Here is a 24,715-nt window from a genome sequence, read left to right on the forward strand (position 1 = left end):
ACCCTTTACCCTTTTTCTTGACATAACATCCACGCTAAAATAAACTAGAGTCCAGTCCTCTTTATTTCGTCAAACAAACGTACCATTAACGGCACGCAGTACAGGGCGAACCACCATAAGTAAGGGAGATACCGTGATGAACGCTCAGGAACTTCAAACGCTGATAAGAGAGAAAATGGATACTTTCCCCGCAAAAACCCGACGCGTCGTGGAATATCTTCTGACCAACTCCTCGGAGGTTGCGTTTCGCTCCATCAGCGAGGTTGCGAACAAGCTCTCCGTTTCCAAGGCGCAGCTCGTCCGCGTGGCGCGAACTCTGGGTTTCGACGGATATGCCAGTCTCAAGGACGTGCTGAAAAGAAACCTGCTGGAACAGATCAGCCCTTCGGCCATCGCCGAGAAGGTTCACGATATGGGGATTCCCCAAAATCTCTGCCGGCTGGAACACGCCAACCTGGACGAGACGCTGAACAACCTTCCCCCCGAGGCTATGGTCCGCTTCTGTGAAGCCGCCAAAAAGTCCGCCACGATCTACTGCATGGGGTGGGGCATTTCCGCGCTGGTGGCGGAGTGGTTTTATACCCGCTTCACGGAACTGGGCCTGAAGACGGTTCTCATGCGTCGGGGTTCCATGTCTCTCATCGAGCAGTCGCGGGTGGTGGAAGAAGGGGACATGCTGGTGGTCTCGGAACTGCCCAGTTACGTCATTGAGGTGACGGAAGCCGTGGAAAAAATCGGCAAAAAAGGCGCTTTTGTCGTGACCCTGACCGACAGCCCCGCGGCCCCCATATGCCGTTATTCCAGCCTGCCCGTCTACGTGGGAGATACCTCCCCCACCTTTGGAAGCAGTTTGATCGGCCCGATGTTCGCGGTTCACGTCCTGACCTCCGTCCTGGCCTTTCATCTGGGCGAGGAAGGACAGGCGGCGCTTGCGGCTCAAAAGGAAGGCCTGAACGACGAACGCGTCTATTATCCCGCCTATGGCCTCAGGTATTAGGATTTGAAAATTGAGATCTGAGAATTAGGGTCGGAGAATACCCGTTCAAAACGAAAGTCCCTGAAGGAAGATATAATAAATTAAACAAAATTATCGTTGAAACAGGAACGCAAGATAGAAGCAGCACTGCGGAAAAGGAGGGAAAAGATGCTTCTTCTCGGAGGTTTTTGCGTCGTCATCATTTTTCTGGCTCTTGGGGATTTCGTTTCGACAAAAACGGGAGGGATTCTGCCCTCGATTTTTGTCATTTCTCTTCTTTTTCTGGTCGGCTACTGGTCGGGGCTGATGCCCGCCGATATTGTGGAAAAAGTGGGACTGGGAATGCCTCTCGCCCATTTCGCCACATCGCTGTTGGTGGTTTGGATGGGGAGCATGATCAGCCTTCGCCGACTTCTGGCGGAGTGGCGTTCCGTCCTCATTTCGATCATCGGCCTTGCGGGAATGGTGGCTTTTCTGCTCATTTTCGGACGGATGATCATCGCCTGGGAAACGGTGGTCGTGGCGACGCCTCCCCTGACCGGCGGCCTCGTCTCCGCCACGATGATGGCGCAGGCGGCGGCAGAGCAGGGCTTTTCCCATCTGGCCGTCCTGGCCGTGGTGATCTACGTCTTCCAGGGGTTTGTGGGGTATCCTCTCACGGCCTGGTGTCTGCGTCTGGAGGGACGCCGGATCCTGGACATCCGACAGACCGACCCCGGACTGCTGAGGGCGCTGCCGGACGAGAACGAGGCGGAACAATCCCCCGGCGCTGCGGAGCCTCCGCGCTCTTCCATTTATGCGGCGCCCTTCACCCGAATAGCGCTGGCCTCCATTACGGCCTTCACAGCCGAGGCCACCAGCGTCCTCATGAAAACGGCCTTCGATCACACTCTGCCCTTTCTTTCCCCTTACACTCTGCACCCTCTCGTGCTCTGCTTCCTGTACGGGTGTCTGGCGGCCCGGTTCGGCATTCTGGACCGAAGACCCATGGCCCGCATGGGGTCCTTCAGCTTTCTCATCATCATCATCACGGCCTACACCATGGGATTTCTGGCAGGAGCCACTCCTCAGATGGTGCAATCCTCCATTGCGGCGCTTCTGGTCACCATCGGGCTGGGAACGGCGGGGCTCGTATGTTTTTCCGCCGCCGCGGGCCGTTTTCTGGGCTATTCCGCTCCCATGGCGGTGGCGCTTTCCCTGACGGCGCTCTTCGGTTTCCCCCCCAATTTTCTTCTGGTGGATGAGATGGCGCGTCATTTATCTTCTTCTTCGGAAGAATATGACTTTCTGGTGCGGCGAATGCTGCCCCAAATGCTGATCGGAGGGTTCGTCACCGTCACCGTTTCCTCGACCCTGGTGGCGGAGCTTTTCGTCAGAATCCTGAGGTAGTCTCAACGGCGCGCGGATTAACGTCAAAGCTCTTCCGGCGTCAGCTTTTCAATTTCCCTCCAGCGCCCTTCCGCGATCTTCTCCGTCACGAGCCGGGCCGCTCTCTCCACTGCGGCGGAAAGGGCGGAGCCGATGCGGCAGGATTCAGGCTGGATTCCGATAATGACGATCTCCATGGACGCCCGGAAAGGTTCCAGCAAAAGCGCAGGGGGGATGCCGTGAGAGGAGTCCGCCGCGGCGCTCATTTCCTCAAGGGTCAGAAGCCTGAACTCTCCGGGGGGAAGCCCCATGTCCGCCGCGTCCACGATGAGAAGCGCGGAGGGGGGTTTTCTTCTCAGAGGCGCAAGATAATTTTCGGGCGTCGTTCCGCAGTCCAGGACGCCCGGGACCCCTCTGGCCGTCAGTCTCTCAGCCACGGCGCACCCCACGGCGTCATCTCCCAGAAGGGGGTTGCCCAGACCCCAAATCTGAAGCTCCTGTTTTTCCTGTTCTCTTTTGTGCTGTTCCACTTTTTTCCCCATATTTTCCATGTAAAATAAAATCCCGCAAAATACTTTCGATCTCGCACTCCAAAGTAGTGTATCATTAGAAATTATGCAGGAAACGCCGATGCACCTGTTTGGAGGCCGAAAAATTGCAGGAATCTTCGCGCATGGTTCGCCATGCTCTGCTGATGATGATGGGAACCTTTGCAAGCCGCATTCTGGGACTGCTGCGGGAGGTGGTGACGGCGGCGTTTTTCGGGGCCTCGGGACAGATTGACGCCTTCAACGTGGCCTACACCCTGGCCAATCTGGCCCGCCAGCTCGTGGCGGAGGGGGCTCTTTCCGCAGCCTTCGTTCCCGTTTTTTCCAAAGCCCTTCTTGAAAGCCGTTCCCGGGCGCTCTCTCTGGCGCGTCAGGCCATGAGCGTTCTGATCTTTGCATCTCTGGCGGTGGCCTTCGCCGGCGTTCTGGGAGCTCCCCTGCTGACCTTCGTCATGGCTCCGGGCTTCGACGGGGAAACCGCGCGGCTGGCCACCAGTCTGACGCGATGGATGTTCCCCTTCCTCTTTCTGATTTCCATGGCCGCGCTGGTCATGGGGACCCTGAACGGCCTGGGGTCTTTTTTCATGCCTGCACTGGCCCCGGCTTTCAGCAACCTGATCTTCATCCTCAGCGCCGCGTTTCTGGTCCGTCACCTGGGCATTCATGGTCTGGCGGTGGCCGTCCTGCTGGGCGGAAGTCTCCATTTTCTGAGCCAGTGGATCTGGAGCCGTCATATCGGAGCGGCGCTTTATCCCCAGCGTCCGGACTTCTCCGACGCGGAGCTTCGAAAGATGATGCTCCTGTTCCTCCCCTACGCCGCCGGGTTGTCCCTGAACCAGGTCAATCCCGTCATCAGCCGGATGCTGGGATCTTTTCTGGAGGAGGGCAGCATCTCCGTGCTGAACTACGCCAACCGCATCGTCCAGCTTCCTCTGGGTCTCTTCGTCATCGCCATATCTCAGGCCGTTCTGCCGCAGCTTTCCCGGGTTCAGAGCCCTGACGAGTTCATTGCGGCTGTCAGCGAAGCCCTTCGTTTCGCCCTTTTTATCGTCCTCCCCGCCACGGTGGGGCTCGTCATGATTTCCAGCCCCTTCGTTCACGTGACCTTCGTTCGGGGCGCCTTTGGAGAACAGGCCTGGAACGCCACATCCCGGGCTCTCGTTCTCAGCGTTCTCGGCCTTCCCGGCATGGCCTGCTCCACTGTGGTGATGCGGGGCCTCTACGCTCTGACCCTGCCCCGGGCGGCCTTTACGATGACGCTCTTCAGCGTCGGCTGCACCGCGTTCCTGTCCCTTGCCCTCATGTTCCCCATGGGATACGGCGCTCTGGCCCTCGCCCCCAGTGTGGCCTTCACCCTTTCCGGACTGCTGGGGCTTTTTTTCATCAGACAAAAACTTGGGAGCTCCCTGGGTTCACGCATTCTCTCAAAAAAATGGATATTCAAAACAACCCTTTCTCTCGCCTTGATGGCAGTGGCCCTTTATCTGTACAAAACCTTTCTTCCCTACGAGACGGACATCAGGCTGTCGCTGCGGGCGGCCTGGTGTTTCGGCGCCGTACTGGCGGCCGTCTTCGTCTACGTTCTGTCCACTCTGACGCTGCGTTTCGAAGAGTGGCAGTGGATCAAAGGCGCGCTTTTCAGGAAAGGAACTTCATCAAAGTGAAACAGAGAACGTGAATACGGCGGATGTCCGGTCCAAACCCGACGCGAGGCGCGGCCGGCGTCATGAAAAGCGCCTTCAGCCGATGCTTTTCATGTGCTGTTTCAGCTTCGTCGTGTCGCGGATGCAGTAATAACCATTTATCTGTTCGATGAGGTTCAAATCCTTGAGGTCTTTGAAGATGCGCACCGTGGTGACGCGGTTTATCCCCAAAAAGTTCGAGATCATTCTCTGGCTGATCTTTTCCCGAATGAGAGTTTTCCCGTCGTAAGGAGCGCCGAAGCGATCCGCGAAGGTCAGCAGGAGGTTGCATACTTTCCAGGTGGTGGTGTAAGACCTGCTCTGTTTTATCTGGTCCACGGACGAGAGAAACTTGTACGCTATGGACTCGATAACGCCGCTCATAAGAGCCGGATCTTCCCGCAGGGCGAGAAGCAGCGCCTCCCGTCCGATACACACCAGCTCGGAGGGCATCGTTGTTTTGAAATAAGCGTATGACGGCGTGTTCGTCAGCAGATTGGCCTCCAGGAAAAGAGAACGCTCTTCCATAAGATCGTAAACCCGCGCCTCTCCGTGGGGCGTGTAGTCAAAAACGATGACCCGCCCCTTTTTTACGACGTAACAGCAATCCGGCACGACTCCCGGCTCAATGACAATAAAATTCTTTGGAACGGCGCTGTCGGAACCCAGTCGTTCCAACCGCTCCATTCCTTTCAGAACAGACGAAGGGCGCGTGACGCAATCCGTGTCGGAAGCTTTCTCAGGAATCCGGCTCTGACTCATTTGCAGATCTCCATTCCTCGCTCTTCATTCCTTCGCTCGACTGTGCTGGCCTGTACGCATCTCTTTATATTGTAACATGTGTAACAGATGAACACATGCAATGCAAACTACATAAAAAGAGAACAAAAACGATTTTTCGTCTTCCCTGTCTGTGCAACAGGTGTAGCGCAGGTTACTGGAACGCGCCTTTTGATTCTGTTACGCTTTGTTTAACAGCCGATTGATTATTCTAAATTCGTTAAATTAAGGTTCGTTCTATTATCCAAAGCCCTGTCCAGAGCCTTGTCTGAAGAAGGGCGCCGCATTTCGATATTTAACACGAGGAGGCGATTTTACAGGGTGTCGTATTGAGAAGTTGTATTACAAGGGACTTTCTCCGCAGACTGTCGACGTAAGGCAAATACAAAAGGAACGACGAAAAGTCACATATTCAGGAGGAGAGTTGCATGAGATTCAAAACGCTGTTTATTGTATGCGCGGTATTGCTCGCAATGGTCTTCACCGCTGACGACGCGAACGCAAAAACGTACGAACTCAGGCTCCAGCATCCCGAAAACCCCAACAGTCCCCTGGATCATCCTATCTATTCAAACCTGGCTCAAAAAATTGAACAGTATACCGACGGTCAGGTCAAAATCAAAATCTACAGCGCCGGTATGCTGGTTCCGGACGGTCAGCTTTTCATGGCCACCGCCAAGGGGCAGGTCGATATGACCGTGTGCAGCGCCGGATACTGGAGCGGCACGATGTCCATAGGAGTCGTTCAGTCGGGCCCTCCCGGCTCTTACAAGAACGTTCAGGACGGCGACAAACTTCTCCGGAGTCCCGAGCTCGTGAAGATATTCCGCGAGGAATACGACAAGCGGGGCGTGCATTATTTCGGCGAGTGCATGGTCGGCCCGGACGGTCAGGCGCTGGTCCTCAAGAACCCGATTAAAAGCATCTCCGAACTGAAGGGGCTCAAAATACGGGCTTCGGGCGAGCAGCAAAACGCCGTCGCCGCTCTGGGCGGCAACCCCGTCAACCTTCCCAAGTCGGACGTCTACTCCGCTCTGGCCACGGGGGTCATCGACGGCACTTTGCAGGGCTTGGACGGCGCGGTTGACGGCAAGCATTACGAGATCGCCAAATACGTCGTGCACCCGGTGGCCCTGGGCGCCGGAACCTGCACCGTGCTCATGAACAAGAAACTGTGGGATTCCTTCGGCAGGGAACTGCAGGACAAAATCACCGCGGCGTACGAGGAATGGCATGAATGGGAAGTCGCCAACGTGGGAGAACTCTTCAGCGCTGAAAAAAATCTGCGCGCGAACGGGATGACCTTCATCGAACTGCCCGAGTCCGACCTTCCCGCATACTACAGCGCACTGAACTCGGTTTGGGACAAGGTCGCCGCGCGGGATGAAGTTGCGGCCAAATGCATCGCGATCTACCGGGATTATTATAAAAAGTAGTCCAGCCGGGCAGAAACACCCGAAATCTGAGCAGGGTCGCCGTCTGCCGCGGCTCTGCTCAGCTCCGCCAGGTTTTCCAAAAACTGGAAATGAGGGGATTTAAGATGACATTTCTGTTGCGTGCTGTCGATGCGATCAGCCGCGCAGCCGCTTATCTGGCCGCAGCGCTCGTCGCGTACTGCGCGGTGGGTATGGTGGTGGACGTATCCATGCGCTACGTGTTCAACGAAACCGTCTTCTGGCTTCAGGAGACAATCACGTTCGCCTTCGGAAGCGCGATGTTTCTCGGCGCGCCTTATACCCTGCAAAAGAGCGCGCACGTAAGGATCGACGTCCTTTTTTCGAGGCTTTCTCCCCGACGGCAGGCTCTGACGGACGTCTGCACATTTATCTTTTTCTTCTTTTTTGTCGGGGCCATTATCTGGTACGGCTGGGACGACGCTCTCATGTCCTGGGATTTCAACGAGAGGACTGAAACGGTCTGGGGACCGGTTATCTGGCCGTACAAGTTTCTTCTTGTGGCTTCATGTATTCTGCTGTTTCTGCAGGGATGCGCCCAATTGGTCAGAAATTTTGACACGGTCAGGGGGAAGGACGCGAGATGAGCCTGGAATCCGGAGCGCTGCTCCTTTTCATTGCAATGTTGCTGCTGTTGCTGACCGGACTGCCGGTCGCCTTCTCGCTGGGATCCATCTCCCTCGTCGTCGGCTGGTTTCTGTTGGGACCGACCTGCCTGATGACCGCGTTTTCCAGCGCTTTCGGCGTAAGCCACAACTACGTTCTCATCGCTTTGCCGCTGTTTTTGCTCATGGTCAGCATTCTGGAAAACTCGGGCATAGCGGACGACCTGTACGAGATGATGTACGTCTGGTTCGGCGGGCTGAACGGCGGTCTGGCCATCGGCACGGTCATCATCTGCACCATCATGGGCGCGATGTCCGCGGTGGCGGCGGCGGCAGTGGTAACGATGGCGGTCATCGCCCTGCCCTCCATGTCCAAACGGGGCTATGACAAGGTGCTCACCTGCGGGGCCATCGCCGCCGGAGGAGGCCTGGGGCAGCTCATTCCTCCCAGCACCATGATGATCATCTACGGCTCGCTGTCCAACGCCTCCGTGGGGCGGCTTTTCATTGGCGGCGTCATGCCCGGTCTGCTCATAGCGTGCCTGTTTATGCTGTATATCGGCGTACGCTGCGCCATCAATCCCAAACTGGGTCCCGCCCTGCCGCCGGAGGAAAGAGGAGACTGGTCAAAGAAAATTAAATCTCTCAGGGCGGTGGCTCTGCCCCTTCTGATCGTTTTCTGCGTCCTGGGGTCCATCTTCGGAGGGATCTCGACTCCCACGGAAGCCGCCGCGCTGGGCGTGTTCGGCATGTTGATATGCACCATCCTGCACCGCCGGTTCAGCTGGACCTATCTGGCGAAAGCGTGCCTGAGGACGGTCACCGTTTCCTCCATGGTCATTTGGATCATCATCGGCGGCAGCTGCTTTTCCGCAATTTTCAACGCCATGGGCGCTACAGACCTCATCAGGGAGTTCGTGCTCTCGCTGAACATGGCGCCCTGGGCCATCATCACCGTGATGATGTTCACGTTTTTCGTCGGGGGCTGTCTCATGGACCCCGCCGCGCTGCTGATGATCACCGTGCCCATCTACCTGCCGATCGTCGTGGAGCTTGGCCTGGACCCGATCTGGTTCGGCGTATGCGTGGTCGTGAATTTGCAGATAGGCGCGCTGACTCCGCCCATGTGCCCGAATATTTTTTACCTGCAGGCCATTGTGGGTAAGGAAATCCCCACGACGGCCATGTACAGATCCATCATTCCCTTCGTGCTTCTGTATGCCGTCGGTCTGGCTCTGTGCATCGTCTTTCCGCAAATCATTCTGTGGCTGCCCAACCTGTTCCTGGGCATAGCCAGGTGATACTCAATAAAGTCACTAAAGAATCAATAAAGAATGATAATCAATGAAGGAGGTTATATCATAAAATGGAAGTGGATTACGCTGAAGCATCCAAAACAGTAGGAACTCCAAACTCGCCCACCGAGAGAGGCTGGGCGGTGGTAACGCCGGAAATGTGGCAGTTCAGAAGCGAGATCGCCGACAAGGTGCAGGTGGACCTTCCGGATTATTTTTCCGACAAAGAAGCCTATGTGGACGCGTCCAGGATAAAGATTCTGGCCGACCTCTACCGCGAGGACCCGGACATGTCTCCCGCGATTTTTGTCGCCAGAGCGACGGAAAAGTACCTGGACAGCCAGGTGATCAAAATCAGGCCCTACGCCATGCTTCTGGGCATGTGCTGCGGCGACGAGCACGGCATTCTGTTCGACCCTCTGAGCGAAGCCTGGCAGAACATCGAAAAAGCCTGGGAATACGTGCCCGAAAGGATTTTCGTGTGGCAGGACGGCAAAAAGGTTCCCTTCAACGATCCGGCCTCCCTTGAAGAACTGCGCAACGGCGTGGCCAAAAAGTACTCCATGAGCCTTCGCGTCGGTCCGAAAATGACGGAGTTCGAGCAGCACATGTATTTTTGCCCGGAGGCCCCCTGCCGGTACATGGAGATTTGCGGCACCGGCGCCGGCCGCTCCAATCCCGACCGGGCCTGGGTGCTGGACAACGGGTTCCGAAAGCTCATCGAGCTCAAAAAAGAGAGCCAACTCCGCTTTGAAAAGGAGCTTGAAACGGCGACCGGCGAAGAAGCCGAGGCGCTGAAGGAAAAAATCGTCAACTGTCAGGCCAGCGTCATCTCCGGCGAGGCCGTGGTGCGCTGGGTCAAACGTCTGGCGGCCGAGGCCAGAAAGCTCGCCCCAAAGATGCCCACGGAGAAGGCGAAAAAAATCGCGCTGCAAGCCGCCGAGAACTGCGAATGGGTCTCCGAAAACAGGCCGCGCACGTTCTGGGAAGCCGCTCAGCTGGAATGGCTGGAACGCCTGGTGTCCTGCCATATCGAATCCAGTTCCCACAACCAGACGATCCGCCCCGACCAGCTTCTCTGGCCCTGGTACGAGAAGGACGTCATCGAGGACAAAACCCTCGATCGCGTCACGGCGGCCGAGATCGTCTGCTGCGACGCCGCCAAAATGCACGAAGTTTCCGGTTTCAGCGGGCGCTTCGGCAGCCTGGCGAAGGCCGGCATGGGCTCCAGGGACTACAGCGTGTACACCCTCGGCGGTCAGGACAGGCTGGGGCACAACGCTCACAACGCTCTGACGGACGTGTACCTGGACGTGTGGGACGGATATCGCCTGCACTACCCGGACCTCAAGTACCGCTGGTTCCCCGGGACCAGAAAGGACGACTTCAGGCGCGTGTGCGAAGTCATCCGCAGCGGTCTGGGCAACCCCAGCATCCGCAACGACGTCAAAGCCATCGAAACCATGCTGGATCACTGCCCGGGCGAGTTGTCCATTGAGCAGGCCCGGGACTACGCCATCGTGGGCTGCAACACCCCCGGCCCTCAGGGGGACTCCAAGGGAACCGCGAAGCGCGAAGTGGCTCAGGTGGGCGTCGAAAAAACGATAGAGTTCGCCCTGTTCAACGGGCGCGACCCCGAACCCGGCTTCGAGTGGTTCCACTCCATCGAGACGGGCGATCCGGCCCAATTTAAGGACTTTGAGGAATTCTATCAGGCCTGGCTGAAGCAGTGGGAATGGCTGGTGACCACGGAAGTCCGGCTGCGCAACATGTGCTTTGAGGAGTTCGAAAAAATGTGCCGCAAGCCCTTCGGCAGCCTGCTGTACGAGTGCTGCCTGGAGTCCGGCCTCGACATGTTCAACGACCCGACGCCCTCGAAGTTCAGCTTCCAGGGGATGGTCGGCTGGGTGGACATCATCGACAGCCTCATTGCCACCAAATGCCTGGTGTACGATAAGAAGAAGTACACCATGAAAGAGCTGATCACGGCGCTGGAGGCCGACTGGGTGGGTTACGACGCCATGAGACAGGATTTCAAAAACGCGCCCAAATACGGAAACAACGACGACTATGCCGACGCCGTAATGGTGCGCGCCGTCAACGACGTGTACAAAATACACAAGACCAAAACCCGTGACCGCAAAGGTTATCCGGTCTACCCGAACATCCTGCCCATCAGCCTGATCTGGCAGTACGCGCCTTACATGTGCGCCGCGCCGAACGGCAGAAAACGCGGAGAAACCCTGTGCGACGGCGGTTTGAATCCGCACTCCGACTTCGACATGTCGGGTTCCTGGTCCAGGCTGCTCTCCTCGCTCAAGGTCGATCAGGCCAAGTTCAGAGCGTGGATTTACAACGACCGCCTCGACCCCACCACGCTGGGCGACAAGGCCGGGTTGCAGAAGTTTACGGATTTCTGCTGGACGGCAATGGAGCAGGGACAGACTCAGATGCAGTTCAACTTCGTGAACAACGAGGTCCTGCACGCCGCGCAGAAGAAGCCGGAACAGTACCCCTACCTCACGGTGAGAATTTCCGGCTACAACGCCTTCTTCGTGGAAATCCCCACCGCCGTGCAGGATACTGTCATACGCCGCGTCGAACACCACAACCTGTGACCCTTTACGTTAAACGAGGAGCGGCGGGCAACCGCCGTTCTTCTTGTTTCTCACTGACGGAGAATCGGCATGTCCCATACGGCAATTATCAAAACTATAGATGAATACGCGGTACATGACGGCACCGGCGCGCGCTCCCTGGTTTTCCTGAAGGGCTGCACCCTCAGGTGCAAGTGGTGCCAAAACCCCGAAAATCTGGGATTCGAGCCGGAATTGTGGTTCCACAAAAGCCTTTGCGTCCACTGCGGAGCCTGTGAGAAGGAATGTCCCGCGGGAGCCGTGAACGTGAAGGACGATTTCCAGAGAATAGAAAAAAACAGGTGTCTGGGCGTAACCTGTTCGAAATGCGTCGACGTTTGCCCCAAAAAATGTTATAAGGTCGTGGGCTACAGCATAACGGCCGCGGAGCTGTGGCGCAGGCTGTCTCAATTCAAGCCCTTTTACCAGCAGGAATCCGGCGGCGGCGTCACCCTGACCGGAGGGGAGCCGCTGTGTCGTCCGGATTTCTCGGCGGAAGTGCTGGAGCGCTGCCAGGATGACCACATCCATACGGCCATAGAGTCGAGCCTGTCGACGCCCTGGCCTCTGGTATGGCAGGTGGCGAGCCGCTGCGATCTCATTATGGCCGACATCAAACACATGAATTCCGAAAAGCATCAATGGGGAACCGGCATCCCCAACGAGCAGATTTTGTCCAATTTCAAACAGCTCAACGAAAAATTCGAGCACGAAATCGTAGTGCGCATTCCACTGATTCCCGGCTTTAACGACGACGAGGAAAACATCGCTCAAACCGCGGAATTCATCGCCCCGCTGGAGCGCGTCGCCGGCCTTGATCTCCTGCCTTTTAACGTCTTTCCGGTATCCAAGTATGAGGCCCTCGGCGAGCGTTGGATATATAATGGCGTCGGGAAACAGACGGACGAATATCTGATGCGGCTTCGCGATCTGGCTCTCGCGCGCTCGAACAAACGATGTACAATCGGAGGCGTCTGGTAGAAAATTCTGTTGGCAGTAGAAAATTCTATCTTGAAGATCAAAAAAGCATATCTGGGGGTGTTCCAGGGAAAATGGAGGAAAAAGGAATGGAATACCGTGTTGAAAAGGACTCGCTGGGCGAGGTGAAAGTGCCGGCGGATAAGTACTGGGGCGCGCAGACGCAGAGAAGTTACGAAAACTTCAAAATCGGCGTTGAAAAAATACCGCAGGAGAGCATCCATGCCTTTGGCCTGATGAAAAAGGGCTGCGCCCTGGCCAACAGACGCCTGGGCGTTCTCGACCCCGTTCTGGCCGACACCATCGCCGCGGTGTGCGACGAAATCATCGCGGGAAAGCTGGACGGGCATTTCCCTCTTTCCGTGTGGCAAACGGGCAGCGGCACCCAGAGCAACATGAACCTCAACGAAGTCATAGCCAACCGCGCCAACGAAATCCTTAAAGAAAAGAAGATTCACCCCAACGACCACGTCAACAAGTCCCAAAGCTCCAACGACACCTTCCCGGCCGTCATGCACATCACCGGCGTCCTGGCTTTGGAAGATCACGTACTTCCGTCGCTTCGGGCCCTGAAGGAAACCCTTGCCGAAAAGTCCGAACAGTTCGCCGACATCATCAAGACGGGCCGCACACACCTCCAGGACGCCACGCCTCTGACTCTGGGGCAGGAATTCAGCGGCTACGCGCGTATGCTGGAGCGATGCGAGCAAATGATCTCTCTGGCGAGGGACTGTCTTCTGGATCTGGGGCTGGGAGGAACGGCTGTGGGAACTGGGCTGAACGCGCCCGTGGGGTTCGATACGGCGGTGGCGGAGGAGATTTCCAGGCTGACGGGAAAAAATTTCCGCGCCGCGCCCAACAAGTTCCACTCCCTGACCAGCAAGGACGAGCTGGTTTTCGCGCACGGGGCGCTGAAAGCCCTGGCCGCCGACCTGATGAAGATCGCCAACGACGTGCGCTGGCTCTCCTCGGGGCCCCGCTGCGGGTTGGGCGAGCTGACCATTCCGGCCAACGAACCGGGCAGCTCGATCATGCCGGGGAAAATCAACCCCACGCAGTGCGAAGCCCTGACGATGGTATGCGTTCAGGTGATGGGCAACGACGTGGCCGTTGGTATGGCGGCCAGTCAGGGCAACTTCGAGCTGAACGTGTTCATGACGGTGCTGAACTACAACTTCCTCCAGTCCGCCCGGCTGTTGGGGGACGCCATGGCGTCGTTCCGCGTGAACTGCGCGGCGGGCATCGAGGCAAACGTGGAAAAAATCCAGAGTTATGTTTCCAATTCCCTGATGAACGTGACGGCTCTGAATCCTCACATCGGTTACGACAAAGCGGCGAAGATCGCCCTGAAGGCCCACGCGGACAAATCGAGCCTGCGCGAGGCGGCCATTGCCCTGGGCTTCCTGACGGGCGAGCAGTTCGACCGATACATGGATTTGAAGGCCATGTGCCATCCCACGCCGTTGAAAAAGTAAAAAACAATAAAACAAATAAAAGGAGAAAGTGAAATGAGAGAAGCAGTCTACACGGAATCGTTGTACCTCCACCGGATGACGAAGGGCAAAATTGCTCTGGCGAGCAAGATGCCCGTCACCACCATGAGGGAGCTCTCCCTGGCCTACACGCCCGGCGTGGCGGAGCCCTGTCGGGAGATCGGGCGCGACCCCAACGCGATCTATGAAGTGACCTCGAAGGGGAACATCGTGGCGGTGATCACGGACGGAAGCGCGGTGCTGGGCCTTGGGGACATCGGTCCGGAGGCGGCGCTGCCGGTGATGGAGGGGAAATCGATCCTCTTCAAGAACCTGGGCGGCGTGGACTCGTTCCCGATTTGCATCAAGACGCAGAACGTGGACGACTTCGTGAAGACGGTGGCGCTCATCACGCCATCGCTGGGGGGAATCAACCTTGAGGACATCGCCGCGCCGCGCTGCTTCGAGATCGAGAGAAAGCTGAAAGAAATTTGCGACATTCCGGTGTTTCATGACGACCAGCACGGGACAGCGGTGATCGTGCTGGCGGGGCTGCTGAACGCTCTGAAGGTCGTGGGCAAAAAGACAGAAAACGTGAAAGTGGTCATCGCGGGAGCCGGAGCCGCCGGAATCGCGACCTGCAAATTCCTGAAAACGGCCGGGGTGAAAAAGGTCGTTCTCTGCGACAGGGAAGGGGCCGTATACAGAGGCCGCACAAACCGCATGAACTGGGCGAAGGAAGAGATAGCCCAGGAGACCAACGAGGACGGAGAGAAGGGAAGTCTGGGGGACGTGCTGAAGGGCGCGGACGTTTTTCTGGGGATGTCCGGCCCCGGAGTGGCTACGGCTGATATGGTGAAGGGCATGGCGCCGAAGGCGATCGTGTTCGCCATGGCGAACCCCACGCCGGAGATATTTCCGGACGAGGCGAAAGCGGGAGGAGCCGCGGTGATAGCCACGGGCCGCAGCGATTTCCCGAACCAGATCAACAACTGCCTTGGTTTTCCCGGACTGTTCCGGGGGGCGCTGAACGTTCGGGCGAAAACCATCAACGAGGAGATGAAGCTGGCGGCTGCTTACGCGATAGCGAGCCTGATTCCGGACTCTCAGCTGACGCCGGAGCGGATCATTCCGGAGACGATGGACCCGAGAGTCGTTCCCGTGGTGGCGGAGTCCGTAGCTCAGGCCGCCAGGGATACCGGTGTCGCCAGGCTGTAACGGTGAACGAACAGGAGCGATTTTACGCGGAGCTCGACGACGTTTACGCCTCACAGCCGGACGCCGTCGAGCGTTTTTTGAGCGACCGCGCGGCGGCCTGCAGCCTTCGGGACGGTGAGCCGAGCCTGGAGTACCTGATGTGCCTGAGCGAACTGGGCGGGTATTATCGCGGCGTGAGCCGCTACGAGGACTCTCTGCGGGCGCACAAGGCGGCGGAAAAAGTGATCGAATCGCTTTGGGGGCCGCGCTCCTCCCAGTACGCCGTCAACCTCGGCAATATGGCGGGGACGTATCGTATGATGGGAGAGCCCGACGCCTCGCTGGACGCCTTTGGCCGCGCGATTGAAATCTATGATGAACTGGAAGTCCGCGGTGAATTGAAGGAAGACGGCGCGTATCTTCGCGCCGGAGCGCTGAACAACATCGCGCTGCTCTATCGGGACAGGAAGGAATACGAGCGTTCCCTCGACTGCCTGCGGTCCGCCGCGGCGCTTCTTGAAACCGATCCGCGTCTGAAGGAAGAACTGGCCACGACTTACGTCAACCTGTCCGGCATCTGCCAGCAGACCGGAAAAATGGATTACGCCCGGGAATATCTGGAGAAGGCGCTTGGCATCTTCCGAACTCTGCCGGAGGATAACGCGCACTACGCCGCCGCGCTGAACGCCAAAGGCGCGCTTCAGACGGCGGACGGTCAGTTCGAAGAGGCCAGGAAAACCCTTGAAACGGTTTTGTCGATAATCGGAAAGGTCTCCGCGGAGAACGCCGAGTACGGCTGCGTGTGCCGGAACATGGCGCGCCTGTGCCAGCGTCTGGAGCAACAGGACGAAGCGACCCGGTACATGGAAAGGGCTTATGAAATATTTCTAAAAATTTGGGGCAAAGAGAACGAAACCACGAAAGACGCTTTCAGGGAGTTGGAAGAACTGCGGGTTCAGAAGCGAAAGCCATGATCAGGGGTCTGGAACTGGCGCGGGAGTTCTATTTTCAGCACGGTCGGGATATGCTGGAGTCGAAGTTCCCGGCCTATCGGAGCCGCATAGCCTGCGGTCTCGCCGGAGAGGGGTCCGACTGCCTCGGGTACGACGACCTGGTGTCTCAGGACCATGATTTCGGCCCCGGCTTCTGCATGTGGCTGACGGATGAGGACGAGGAAAAAATCGGCGCCGCGCTGAGGGCGGCGTACATGGAGCTTCCGGACAGCTTCATGGGGTATCGGACGCGGGATCCCCGCAGCTATGGAGAGCAGCGCCTTTCCGCCATGCGAATTTCGAGCTTTTACCTCAGGTTTACAGGTCTCGCCCAGGCGCCGGCAACGCTGGAACAGTGGCGGAGAATACCGGAGAGTTTCCTGTCAGCCGCCACGAGCGGAGCGGTTTTCGTCGATGAATCAGGAGAATTTTCCAAAATACGCGAAGCATTGTTGGCCTTTTACCCGGAAGACGTCCGTCTGAAAAAAATCGCCGCGCGGGCCGCGGTGATGGCGCAGGCGGGGCAGTACAATTATGGACGCTGCCTGCGGCGGGGGGAAGAAGTGGCCGCCCACGCCGCCCTGGCGGAGTTCATAAAGGCGGCCTGTTCCATGGTGTACCTTTTGAACAGGAAATACATGCCTTTTTACAAATGGGCGCATCACGGGCTGAAGGACATGACCGTCGCCCCGGAGGTTTTCGCCTTGCTGTCAGAACTTTGCAAAAGCTCGACCTCACCGGAGCGAAAAACGGCCCTCATTGAAAGCATCTGCATCGTCGTCGTCAAAGCTCTGGGAGCCCAAAATCTGACGGACATCGACGACGCTTTTCTGGCGGCGCAGGCCCCGGAAATCGTGAAGCGAATCCGCGACGATACGCTTCGGCGGATGCACGTTATGGCGGAATAGACGGAATATAACGGAATATAAAGGAAGCGAGGTAAGTCTTGCAGTCAAAAATTGACCGTATCATCGACATAGAATGGCGAATGTTCGATAAAGTGCGCAATGTTTCGGGAAGAGCGGACTGTCAGGACGATCGGGAAACGTTTGACATTATGCGCCGCAGCCAGTTCGAAGCCTGGAGCGATGCGCTTGTCAGTTCCTGCCTTTCGGATCTTCTGGAAGCGGAGAGGCAGGGGCGGAACCCGTTGACTGAAAAATACGCGTATATGATGGAGTACACCGCGCCGGATGAATTTCAAAAAATAAAAAGCGCGCTGCCTTTTTTGTCCGATCGAAAAAAACAACTGGTGCGCGGGATTGTCGACGAGCATCTCGAACGCTTCGAGGAGGCGGCGCGCCGTTTTCCCCTGACGATCGCAAGAGGACGTCCCAAAAGCGGCGCGATGGATGGGACGGATTGCACGTCGACGGAAACGTATCTTTTGGGAGAGCTCTCCACCTGTTCGGAGCGCACCCTTGAGGAATATGAGCGTTATATGACGCAGCTGCGGGAGTCGGGGCAAAATATAGTTTGCATGATCCTGGAAAACACGGCGCGAAAATACGGTCACAAATCCCTGGAGGCGCTGGAGGAATTTCTGGCCGTTTCTGAATCGCCGTGAAACGATCCCCGTTGTGAAAGGGGTTGCCAGCGGCGGTATAATGGACGTGTTGTTCGGGCGTCCCCTGTCGGGGGAAAAGAGTTCGGGGGACTCTTTCTTCGTTACTTTGCGTCATTCGGACAGTTTTTGACAGCTGTCGCCGGACATTTTGCCTGAGCCGAAATATTTAAGGAGGAACTTCGACAATGAAAGACATCAAAAACTCCCGGCGTCAGCAGAGAAGATACAGGTTCAATTTTACCGTTCTCCTTTTTGTCCTTTCCCTGCTTTTTTTTGCCGTTTTTTCCGTGCCGGGGGCGGAGGCCCACAATTCCAAGGCCTGGCAGAAGCGTCTGGCCGCCCACACGGCGACGCTGTGGATCGAGGGGCAAAGTCTGGGAGACGTCATTTTGTACTCCCGGGCGCAGCTGGACGTGACCTGGCTTCCGCGCTCTTTCGCCAGGGAGGCGGACCGCGATTCCGACGTGGACGAATGGGTTCTGGAAAACCTCAGCTACTATTTCAGCCGTTTTAAGGACAGGCGGGCAAAGGTGAAGGGACGCGACATCCTCGTGCTGAACTACAGAGCCCTCAAAACCTGGACCTTCGACCCCACGAAGCTCATCGTCAACGGCTATCAGGTCACAAAAGAGGATATTCTGACCAAAGAAGAATATCAGGACCTCGAAGAACTGCCGCCGGAGGGAGAGGGCTCTCTGGCAGTCTGCGTTCCGGCGCTGAAAAACGGCCGCGACCTGGAGCTTCAGTACGACGACGCGACCGCGACGCTGCGAGCGCCCAAAAATGAGTGAACGGGATTTTCTCACCCTGGGGATCGAAACGAGCTGCGACGACACGGCCGTGGCCGTTCTGCGGGGAGAACGGGAAATCGCGGCGGAACTGCTCTCCAGCCAGATCGGGGACCACGCCCGCTTCGGCGGTGTGGTTCCGGAGTTTGCCGCCCGTAAACACCTCGAAAATATCCTGCCTCTGGTGGACGCGGCCCTGAGAGAGGCCGGAATCGAAGGAAAAAACCTGAACCTCATCGCCGTCACCCGGGGACCCGGTCTCATGGGGTCCCTGATGGTGGGAGTGCAGACGGCCCGCGCCCTTTCCCGGGCCTGGAACGTCCCTCTCATCGGCGTCAACCATCTGGAAGGCCATATGTTCGCGCCTCTCATCGACGCCGAAGGGCTGACCCCGCCCTTTCTCTCGCTCATCGCTTCCGGCGGACACACAGAAATCATCCGGGTCGAAGCCTTCGGCAAATACGCCCTCCTGGGGGAAACCCGGGACGACGCCGCGGGAGAGGCTTACGACAAGGCCGCAAAGATCATGGGCCTGCCCTACCCCGGAGGACCCGAAATCGACCGTCTGGCCCAAACCGGCAATCCGGACGCCTTCGACTTCCCCATCCCCCTGAAGCACAGCGGAAAAATCGAGTTCAGCTTCAGCGGCCTCAAGACCGCCCTGCTCTGGAAGGTCAATAAATTGAAAGAAGAGGGAAAAGACCTGCCTCTTTCCGACCTCAGCGCCTCGTTCCAGAAGTCCGTCACCGACGCGCTGGTCTCAAAAGTGGCTCTGGCCGTTCACCGGTCCGGCATAAAAAACGTCACGGCCTCCGGCGGAGTGGCGGCCAACAGCGCCCTGCGAAAAGCTCTGAAGGAAAGCCGGAGCTGGAAAGCCTGGCTTCCGGCGAAATCCCGCTGCACCGACAACGCCGTCATGATCGCCATGGCCGGATACAACGCCCGCCAAAGAGGTCTTTGCAGTCCTCCGGATCTGTCTCCCGACCCTTCCCTGCCCCTCACATAATATTTTTCAAAAATGTAAGAATTATTCTTTTCTTTTTTTAAAACATCAATACGTAATTTCACGTATTGCACTTAAAAGTTTCCGGGAGTATTATTCCAAACCGTGAACCAGTAGCACTCTTCAAAAGAGACTGCTAATATAAAAGAAAAAAATTTCAGGAGGGATTATTTATGAATCTCAAACCACTTGGCGACAGGATCGTAGTGAAGGTTCTCACTCGCGAGGAAAAAACGAAGGGCGGCATCGTTCTTCCGGATACGGCGAAAGAGAAGCCGACCGAGGGTGAGGTTATCGCTGTCGGTTCGGGAAAGGTCCTGGACAACGGCCAGAAGCTGCCCGTAGAAGTCAAGGTAGGCGACCGCATCATTTTCAGCAAATACGCAGGAACGGAAATAAAGCTGGACGGCATAGAATACGTCATTTTCAGCGAGCGGGACGTTCTCGCGATTATCGAGAAGTAATTCAGACTTATAGCAGGAGGAGGAAGACATATTATGGCTAAAATTCTTTCTTTCGGAGAAGATGCGCGCCGCGCAATGCTTCGCGGTATTGATAAAGTTGCCGACACGGTCGGCGTAACCCTCGGGCCCAAGGGCCGCAACGTCGTGCTGGAGAAGAAGTTCGGCTCCCCCACCATCACCAACGACGGCGTAACCATCGCCAAGGAAATCGAGCTGGAAGATCCCTTTGAAAACGCGGGAGCCCAGCTGCTCAAGGAAGTGGCCTCCAAGACCAACGACATCGCCGGAGACGGCACCACCACCGCCACGATTTTCTCCCGGGCCCTTATTCGCGAGGGAATGAAGAACGTCGCGGCCGGCGCCAACGGTATGCAGATGCGCCAGGGGATCGAGAAAGCCATCGACTTCGTCGTCGAGGAGCTCAAGAAGAAAGCGATTCCCGTCAAGGAAAAGGAAAAGATCGCTCAGGTCGCTTCCATTTCGGCCAACGACAGCGCTGTGGGCGCGCTGATCTCCGAGGCCATGTCCAAGGTGGGCGAAGAGGGCGTCATCACGGTGGAGGACAGCCAGACCGTGGGAACCACTCTTGAAATGGTGGAAGGACTGCAGTTCGACAAGGGATACATCAGCCCCTACATGGTCACGGACGGCGAGCGCATGGAGACCAGTTTCGACGACGCCTACATCCTTATCCATGACGGCAAGATCAGCAACATCAAGGATCTGCTTCCCGTTCTGGAAAAGGTTGTGCAGACCGGCAAGCCCCTGGTTATCATCGCTGAAGATGTGGAAGGCGAAGCTCTGGCTACGCTGGTGGTCAACAAACTGCGCGGCGTCATGCAGGTAGCGGCCGTAAAAGCGCCTGGTTTCGGCGACCGCCGGAAGGCCATGCTGCAGGACATCGCCATCGTCACGGGCGGTCAGGTCATCAGCGAGGAAGTCGGCCTGAAGTTCGAGAACACCGAGCTTTCCATGCTGGGTAAGGCGAAGAAGATCCGTATCACCAAGGAAGACACCACCATCACCCAGGGTGCGGGCAACTCCGACGAAATCCGCAAACGCGCTTCCCAGATCAAGAAGGAGATCGAGGATTCCACCTCCGATTACGACAAGGAGAAGCTTCAGGAGCGTCTGGCCAAACTGGTGGGCGGCGTGGCCGTCATTCAGGTCGGCTCCGCCACGGAAACCGAGCAGAAGGAACTGAAGCACCGCATCGAGGACGCGCTGAACGCCACCCGGGCGGCTGTGGAGGAGGGAATTGTGGCTGGAGGCGGCGTGGCCGCTCTGAACTGCGCCACAGCTCTGGAATCCTTTGTGGGCAAGCTGGAAGGCGACATCCGGACTGGCGCCCAGATCGTTCTGACCGCACTGAAATCCCCCCTGTTCCTTATCGCCGAGAACGCCGGCTATCAGGGCGACGTGGTCATCGAGAAGGTTCGAAGCCTCAAGGCGGGTCAGGGCCTGAACGCCGCCACGGGCGAGTACATCGACATGGTTTCCGCCGGAATCATCGACCCCGTAAAGGTCACCCGTTCCGCGCTGCAGAACGCCGGCTCCATCGCTGCCATGGTGCTGACGACGGAAGGGATCGTCGCCGACAAGCCGGAGAAGAAAGAGCCTGCCATGCCCGGCGGCCCCGGAATGGGCGGAATGGACGGCATGTATTAGAGGCCGATTGGCTGTAAAATTGAAACGAAACAGAGCCGGAGGGCAATCCTCCGGCTTTTTCAATTACCTTTTTCAACTTTTTCATTTCAACTTTTTCAACTACAGCGGATTGCGTAATCGTGCACTAAAAAAAGAGCAGAAAAAGGCCGGCGACTCTATGATCGATACTGAAATTCATTCCATTCGTATACGACTTCTGCACCATCCCATCAAAACGCTGGGGCCAGGTTCGAGAATCGGGCTCTGGCTTCAGGGGTGCTCCCTGCACTGTGAAGGCTGCCTGTCCCAGGAAATGTGGCCGTTTGAAGGCGGGCGGGTTCTGCCGGTGAAGGACCTTGCCGCTCGGATCAAAGCCGCCTGCAGCGACCCCGCGCTCTCCCTCGACGGCCTGACGGTTTCCGGCGGAGAACCTTTCGATCAGCCGCCATCCTTTCTGGAACTGCTGAGAGAACTTGACTCAGCGGAGGTACGGGACGTTCTCGTTTTCAGCGGGTACAGCGTCACGGACCTTCTCGCCCGATACCCGGAAATTCCGGTCCGGATAGCAGCCCTTGTGGACGGTCCCTTCCGGCTCGGCCAGGAAACGGAAGCGGCCTGGAAGGGCTCTTCCAATCAGACTCTGACGATTTTCCGGCCCGAATACAGAGAACGTTACACCCGATGGGAAAAAATGAAAAAGGGAAAACTCCAGTTGCTGCGGGATGACCAGGGACTGTTTCTGGCCGGTATTCCCCTTCAGAAGGACGCGTCGGAACTTCGAAAAAAAATTCTCTCCTGGCGATGGTAAGTCCCGTCCTCCAGGAGAGAATTTCTCCGTTGACCGTTACCTGAACTTTTCTTTAAAGCAGGTTTTGTATGAAAGATTACCGGGATTTTGCGGCTCCCGGAACCGCCGCCGCGACCACGCTCTTCGCTTTGGGGGCGGCTGCCGCGGCGGTGGTTCGCAGCCTGAAACGAGACAAAATACCCATCAGGGTCTGCGAATGCTGATTCATGGCCTCGGACTGCTCCGCCACGCCCTGGGCGGATTTCGCGGTTTCTTCGCTGGCCCCTCGAATGTGCGAAATCGTCTGCACCATTTCCATTGTGGACTTCGTGGCCTTGTCAATGGCCGAGGCCACTTCCTTGCTGGAGGCCGCCTGTTCCTCAGCCACGGCGGCGATATTCTGAATCGAGTCGTTGGCCTTGTTGATTTCCTTCAGGGCGCTGTCCAGCTCCTTTTGCGCCTGTTCCGCCCGTGTCAGGGTTTCTCCCAGCATTCGTCCGGCGTCGGTGGTGGCTTCGATGCTGGACTGAGCGCCGTTCTGGAGCTCGACGATGATACCGTTCACGTTCTGGGCGGCGCGGGCCGATTCCTCCGCAAGTTTACGGACTTCCTCCGCCACCACGGCAAAGCCTCGCCCCACCTCTCCGGCTCGAGCCGCCTCAATGGCCGCGTTCAGAGCCAGAAGGTTCGTCTGATCCGCTATTCCGGTGATGACGGAAACAAAGCTGCTGACGTTCTCCACCGAGGACACCAGGTTGCGAATTTTTTCTTCGCTTGTTTTTGAATTTTTGTCCACGTTGCGCATTCCCTCGATGACGGAGTTCACCGTTTGGATGGCCTTATTGGAAGCCTCCGTGGTCTGGGAAATAAAAGCGGCGCTGTCCGTGGAGGACTGGGCTACGGTATCCGCTCCTGCGCTCATTTCTTCCACTCCGGCGTTGCACTCCTCCAGAGCCGCGCTGTTGTTCTCGCTGAGAGCGGAGACCTGGTCGATGGAGGCTTTGACCTCTTCCATGGACGCGTTGGTTTCCTCGGAGATGGCAGACAGGCTGCCGGCGCTTTCCGCAAGGTTGCTCGCCACGGAAACGACCTCCTGCAGAGCGCCTTCCTGCATGGAAATCATGGCGGAAATCCCGTTTGCCAGCACACCCAGTTCGTCCTTGCCCTCATAGTGGAAATCCCCGCGCGCCACCGTCAGGTCCCCTTCACCGGCGCGTTTGGACAGGGCGACGATGGTGGACAGGGGCTTCGCAATGCTGCGGGAAATGAAAATCGCGATCGCCACACCCATAATCACGGCGATGACCGTCGCGCAGATCAGAATGAAAATAGCCTGATCCAGGTTGGCGACAGTCTCCTCCGCAATGGATTCAACGGTATTCTGAGCGAATTTGGTGACCTCCGTGCCCTGGTCGTTGAGGGTCACCATAAGAGGCCGGCGAACGGTGTTCTGGTTATCGACGTACTTGAAGGCCTCGATGTAATCGCTCAGATATGTTTTGTAGAGTTCGATGGCGTCGTTCATCTTTTTGACAAGATCCCTGTTTTGAGGCGTGGTGGCGATGGAGGTCAGATAGGCGCAGTTTTTCTCGATGGCGTTGAGCAGTTCAATGGTGCCTTCCATTCCTTTTATGTCGCTTTCCACCATGCTTTTCTGCACGTTACGGCGCAGGGTCTGTACGGTGTCGGCAACTTCGACTCCCGAACGAATCCAGTCCATACGGGCTTTTTGCTCAGTCTGGTCACCCGCCTCGATGGCCTTGTCCATCCCGACGAAGAGGGCTTTGATGACGTCGTTGGCCACGTTGGTCATATCGTCGCCAACCTTCACAAGTCCTGCCCAGTTCTGAGTTTTTTTCACGGAGGCGGCCATGGACTGCTCCACCGTTTTCGAATAGGAATCATAAGCGGGAGTGAAATTTTCCGCTACACGCTTCGGGGTCTGCATCTCCGGATAAGTGACCCCCAGTTGTTTGATGTCATCCAAAACGCTCCGGACCTCGGCCATTCCCGATTTGACCGTCTGAGACAGTTCCTCGCTTTCCTCGTAGCGCATCTGACGCATCGCCATGAACAATTCATAGGTACTCCGCTCCAGTTGCGTGGTTTCGATCATTGCGGGAACAACCTCTTTCGCGAGAAAAACGCTTCTCCCTCTGGTGATCATCGTGTATCGCCACGTCACGCACACCGCCAGGACGAACACAATCAGAAGAAGCCCAAAACCAATTAACAATTTAAAGTTAATTTTGAAGTTACGCCACATTTCAGTCATCTCCCCAATAAACAAGTATTTATTTTAAACAATAATTTATTAAATTCTCTGCCGTTCAGTTTACTATAAAATTCCTACACCAGACAGTCTCTAAAGATTGATAAAGAAAAAATGAAGGCGAAAATTTCCATTTCACTACATTTACGTGATTTATGTATTAATTTTTAAGTATAAATACTTATCTCATTGTTAAAATATTTA

General features: G+C 56.8%; 21 protein-coding genes. 18 read left to right on the forward strand and 3 right to left on the reverse strand.

What is annotated here, in order from left to right; genetic code table 11:
* Positions 1 to 136: 136 nt before the first annotated feature.
* Together LBR61_05055 and LBR61_05060 are read left to right on the forward strand one after the other, a co-directional pair.
* Complete coding sequence (locus LBR61_05055) at positions 137 to 997, forward strand: MurR/RpiR family transcriptional regulator (GenBank protein ID MDR1731443.1); 861 nt, start codon at positions 137 to 139, stop codon at positions 995 to 997.
* Between the two features lie 147 nt (positions 998 to 1,144).
* Positions 1,145 to 2,365 (forward strand): hypothetical protein, encoded by a 1,221-nt coding sequence (locus LBR61_05060; GenBank protein MDR1731444.1) that lies wholly within the window; start codon positions 1,145 to 1,147, stop codon positions 2,363 to 2,365.
* 23 nt (positions 2,366 to 2,388) lie between these two features.
* Here the strand turns inward: LBR61_05060 and LBR61_05065 are convergent, their stop codons facing one another.
* Positions 2,389 to 2,895 carry a hydrogenase maturation protease gene (locus tag LBR61_05065; protein MDR1731445.1) on the reverse strand — a complete coding sequence of 169 codons (507 nt, stop codon included), beginning with the start codon at positions 2,893 to 2,895 and terminating at the stop codon, positions 2,389 to 2,391.
* A gap of 104 nt (positions 2,896 to 2,999) precedes the next feature.
* Here LBR61_05065 and murJ point away from each other — a divergent pair, with 104 nt between their 5' ends.
* On the forward strand, positions 3,000 to 4,556 hold the full coding sequence (gene murJ, locus LBR61_05070) for a murein biosynthesis integral membrane protein MurJ (GenBank protein MDR1731446.1): 1,557 nt from the start codon (positions 3,000 to 3,002) through the stop codon (positions 4,554 to 4,556).
* A gap of 75 nt (positions 4,557 to 4,631) precedes the next feature.
* Here murJ and LBR61_05075 read toward each other — a convergent pair whose 3' ends face one another.
* A complete protein-coding gene (locus tag LBR61_05075; protein ID MDR1731447.1) occupies positions 4,632 to 5,336 on the reverse strand; it encodes a Crp/Fnr family transcriptional regulator in 705 nt (234 codons plus the stop codon).
* Positions 5,337 to 5,782: 446 nt separating this feature from the next.
* On the opposite strand from LBR61_05075, the gene dctP reads away from it, so the two are divergent.
* From dctP to LBR61_05150, 15 genes are all read left to right on the forward strand, one after another.
* Positions 5,783 to 6,790: a TRAP transporter substrate-binding protein DctP gene (dctP, locus tag LBR61_05080; GenBank protein MDR1731448.1), complete on the forward strand. Its 1,008-nt coding sequence runs from the start codon at positions 5,783 to 5,785 to the stop codon at positions 6,788 to 6,790.
* Between the two features lie 104 nt (positions 6,791 to 6,894).
* Positions 6,895 to 7,395, forward strand: coding sequence for a TRAP transporter small permease subunit (locus LBR61_05085; GenBank protein MDR1731449.1), 501 nt, complete (start codon positions 6,895 to 6,897; stop codon positions 7,393 to 7,395).
* Positions 7,392 to 8,714 (forward strand): TRAP transporter large permease subunit, encoded by a 1,323-nt coding sequence (locus LBR61_05090; protein ID MDR1731450.1) that lies wholly within the window; start codon positions 7,392 to 7,394, stop codon positions 8,712 to 8,714. The genes LBR61_05085 and LBR61_05090 overlap by 4 nt, the downstream gene beginning before the upstream one ends.
* Positions 8,715 to 8,779: 65 nt before the next feature.
* Positions 8,780 to 11,326, forward strand: coding sequence for a hypothetical protein (locus LBR61_05095; protein MDR1731451.1), 2,547 nt, complete (start codon positions 8,780 to 8,782; stop codon positions 11,324 to 11,326).
* Positions 11,327 to 11,395: 69 nt separating this feature from the next.
* On the forward strand, positions 11,396 to 12,325 hold the full coding sequence (locus LBR61_05100) for a glycyl-radical enzyme activating protein (GenBank protein ID MDR1731452.1): 930 nt from the start codon (positions 11,396 to 11,398) through the stop codon (positions 12,323 to 12,325).
* Between the two features lie 86 nt (positions 12,326 to 12,411).
* Complete coding sequence (fumC, locus tag LBR61_05105) at positions 12,412 to 13,797, forward strand: class II fumarate hydratase (protein ID MDR1731453.1); 1,386 nt, start codon at positions 12,412 to 12,414, stop codon at positions 13,795 to 13,797.
* Positions 13,798 to 13,830: 33 nt separating this feature from the next.
* A complete protein-coding gene (locus LBR61_05110) occupies positions 13,831 to 15,012 on the forward strand; it encodes an NAD-dependent malic enzyme (protein MDR1731454.1) in 1,182 nt (393 codons plus the stop codon).
* A 2-nt stretch (positions 15,013 to 15,014) separates the two neighbouring features.
* Positions 15,015 to 15,965, forward strand: coding sequence for a tetratricopeptide repeat protein (locus tag LBR61_05115; protein MDR1731455.1), 951 nt, complete (start codon positions 15,015 to 15,017; stop codon positions 15,963 to 15,965).
* Positions 15,962 to 16,891 carry a DUF4037 domain-containing protein gene (locus LBR61_05120; GenBank protein MDR1731456.1) on the forward strand — a complete coding sequence of 310 codons (930 nt, stop codon included), beginning with the start codon at positions 15,962 to 15,964 and terminating at the stop codon, positions 16,889 to 16,891. Before LBR61_05115 ends, LBR61_05120 begins: the two co-directional genes overlap by 4 nt.
* Before the next feature lie 38 nt (positions 16,892 to 16,929).
* Positions 16,930 to 17,550 (forward strand): DUF4125 family protein, encoded by a 621-nt coding sequence (locus LBR61_05125; GenBank protein ID MDR1731457.1) that lies wholly within the window; start codon positions 16,930 to 16,932, stop codon positions 17,548 to 17,550.
* A 185-nt stretch (positions 17,551 to 17,735) separates the two neighbouring features.
* Positions 17,736 to 18,341: a hypothetical protein gene (locus LBR61_05130; protein MDR1731458.1), complete on the forward strand. Its 606-nt coding sequence runs from the start codon at positions 17,736 to 17,738 to the stop codon at positions 18,339 to 18,341.
* Positions 18,334 to 19,344, forward strand: coding sequence for a tRNA (adenosine(37)-N6)-threonylcarbamoyltransferase complex transferase subunit TsaD (gene tsaD / locus LBR61_05135; GenBank protein MDR1731459.1), 1,011 nt, complete (start codon positions 18,334 to 18,336; stop codon positions 19,342 to 19,344). The genes LBR61_05130 and tsaD overlap by 8 nt, the downstream gene beginning before the upstream one ends.
* A gap of 170 nt (positions 19,345 to 19,514) precedes the next feature.
* A complete protein-coding gene (gene groES, locus LBR61_05140; GenBank protein ID MDR1731460.1) occupies positions 19,515 to 19,805 on the forward strand; it encodes a co-chaperone GroES in 291 nt (96 codons plus the stop codon).
* Between the two features lie 33 nt (positions 19,806 to 19,838).
* Positions 19,839 to 21,473 (forward strand): chaperonin GroEL, encoded by a 1,635-nt coding sequence (gene groL / locus LBR61_05145; GenBank protein MDR1731461.1) that lies wholly within the window; start codon positions 19,839 to 19,841, stop codon positions 21,471 to 21,473.
* Positions 21,474 to 21,630: 157 nt separating this feature from the next.
* Positions 21,631 to 22,260, forward strand: coding sequence for a radical SAM protein (locus LBR61_05150; protein MDR1731462.1), 630 nt, complete (start codon positions 21,631 to 21,633; stop codon positions 22,258 to 22,260).
* 76 nt (positions 22,261 to 22,336) lie between these two features.
* Here LBR61_05150 and LBR61_05155 read toward each other — a convergent pair whose 3' ends face one another.
* The gene (locus LBR61_05155) at positions 22,337 to 24,505 is read right to left on the reverse strand and encodes a methyl-accepting chemotaxis protein (GenBank protein ID MDR1731463.1); all 2,169 of its coding nucleotides are present in this window, start codon (positions 24,503 to 24,505) and stop codon (positions 22,337 to 22,339) included.
* Positions 24,506 to 24,715 lie beyond the last annotated feature (210 nt).

It is taken from the genome of Synergistaceae bacterium, from assembly GCA_031272035.1.
In the GTDB taxonomy this organism is placed as follows: domain Bacteria; phylum Synergistota; class Synergistia; order Synergistales; family Aminobacteriaceae; genus JAISSA01.

Excerpts from the sequence above, each read along its gene's own strand:
- LBR61_05055 (MDR1731443.1), top strand. The coding sequence starts at position 137 with ATGAACGCTCAGGAACTTCAAACGCTGATAAGAGAGAAAATGGATACT.
- LBR61_05085 (MDR1731449.1), top strand. The coding sequence starts at position 6,895 with ATGACATTTCTGTTGCGTGCTGTCGATGCGATCAGCCGCGCAGCCGCT.
- LBR61_05150 (MDR1731462.1), top strand. The coding sequence starts at position 21,631 with ATGATCGATACTGAAATTCATTCCATTCGTATACGACTTCTGCACCAT.
- groL (MDR1731461.1), top strand. The coding sequence starts at position 19,839 with ATGGCTAAAATTCTTTCTTTCGGAGAAGATGCGCGCCGCGCAATGCTT.
- LBR61_05090 (MDR1731450.1), top strand. The coding sequence starts at position 7,392 with ATGAGCCTGGAATCCGGAGCGCTGCTCCTTTTCATTGCAATGTTGCTG.
- LBR61_05075 (MDR1731447.1), bottom strand. The coding sequence starts at position 5,336 with ATGAGTCAGAGCCGGATTCCTGAGAAAGCTTCCGACACGGATTGCGTC.
- fumC (MDR1731453.1), top strand. The coding sequence starts at position 12,412 with ATGGAATACCGTGTTGAAAAGGACTCGCTGGGCGAGGTGAAAGTGCCG.
- groES (MDR1731460.1), top strand. The coding sequence starts at position 19,515 with ATGAATCTCAAACCACTTGGCGACAGGATCGTAGTGAAGGTTCTCACT.
- LBR61_05100 (MDR1731452.1), top strand. The coding sequence starts at position 11,396 with ATGTCCCATACGGCAATTATCAAAACTATAGATGAATACGCGGTACAT.
- LBR61_05120 (MDR1731456.1), top strand. The coding sequence starts at position 15,962 with ATGATCAGGGGTCTGGAACTGGCGCGGGAGTTCTATTTTCAGCACGGT.
- LBR61_05130 (MDR1731458.1), top strand. The coding sequence starts at position 17,736 with ATGAAAGACATCAAAAACTCCCGGCGTCAGCAGAGAAGATACAGGTTC.
- LBR61_05060 (MDR1731444.1), top strand. The coding sequence starts at position 1,145 with ATGCTTCTTCTCGGAGGTTTTTGCGTCGTCATCATTTTTCTGGCTCTT.
- LBR61_05110 (MDR1731454.1), top strand. The coding sequence starts at position 13,831 with ATGAGAGAAGCAGTCTACACGGAATCGTTGTACCTCCACCGGATGACG.
- LBR61_05065 (MDR1731445.1), bottom strand. The coding sequence starts at position 2,895 with ATGGAAAATATGGGGAAAAAAGTGGAACAGCACAAAAGAGAACAGGAA.
- LBR61_05095 (MDR1731451.1), top strand. The coding sequence starts at position 8,780 with ATGGAAGTGGATTACGCTGAAGCATCCAAAACAGTAGGAACTCCAAAC.
- tsaD (MDR1731459.1), top strand. The coding sequence starts at position 18,334 with ATGAGTGAACGGGATTTTCTCACCCTGGGGATCGAAACGAGCTGCGAC.
- LBR61_05155 (MDR1731463.1), bottom strand. The coding sequence starts at position 24,505 with ATGTGGCGTAACTTCAAAATTAACTTTAAATTGTTAATTGGTTTTGGG.
- dctP (MDR1731448.1), top strand. The coding sequence starts at position 5,783 with ATGAGATTCAAAACGCTGTTTATTGTATGCGCGGTATTGCTCGCAATG.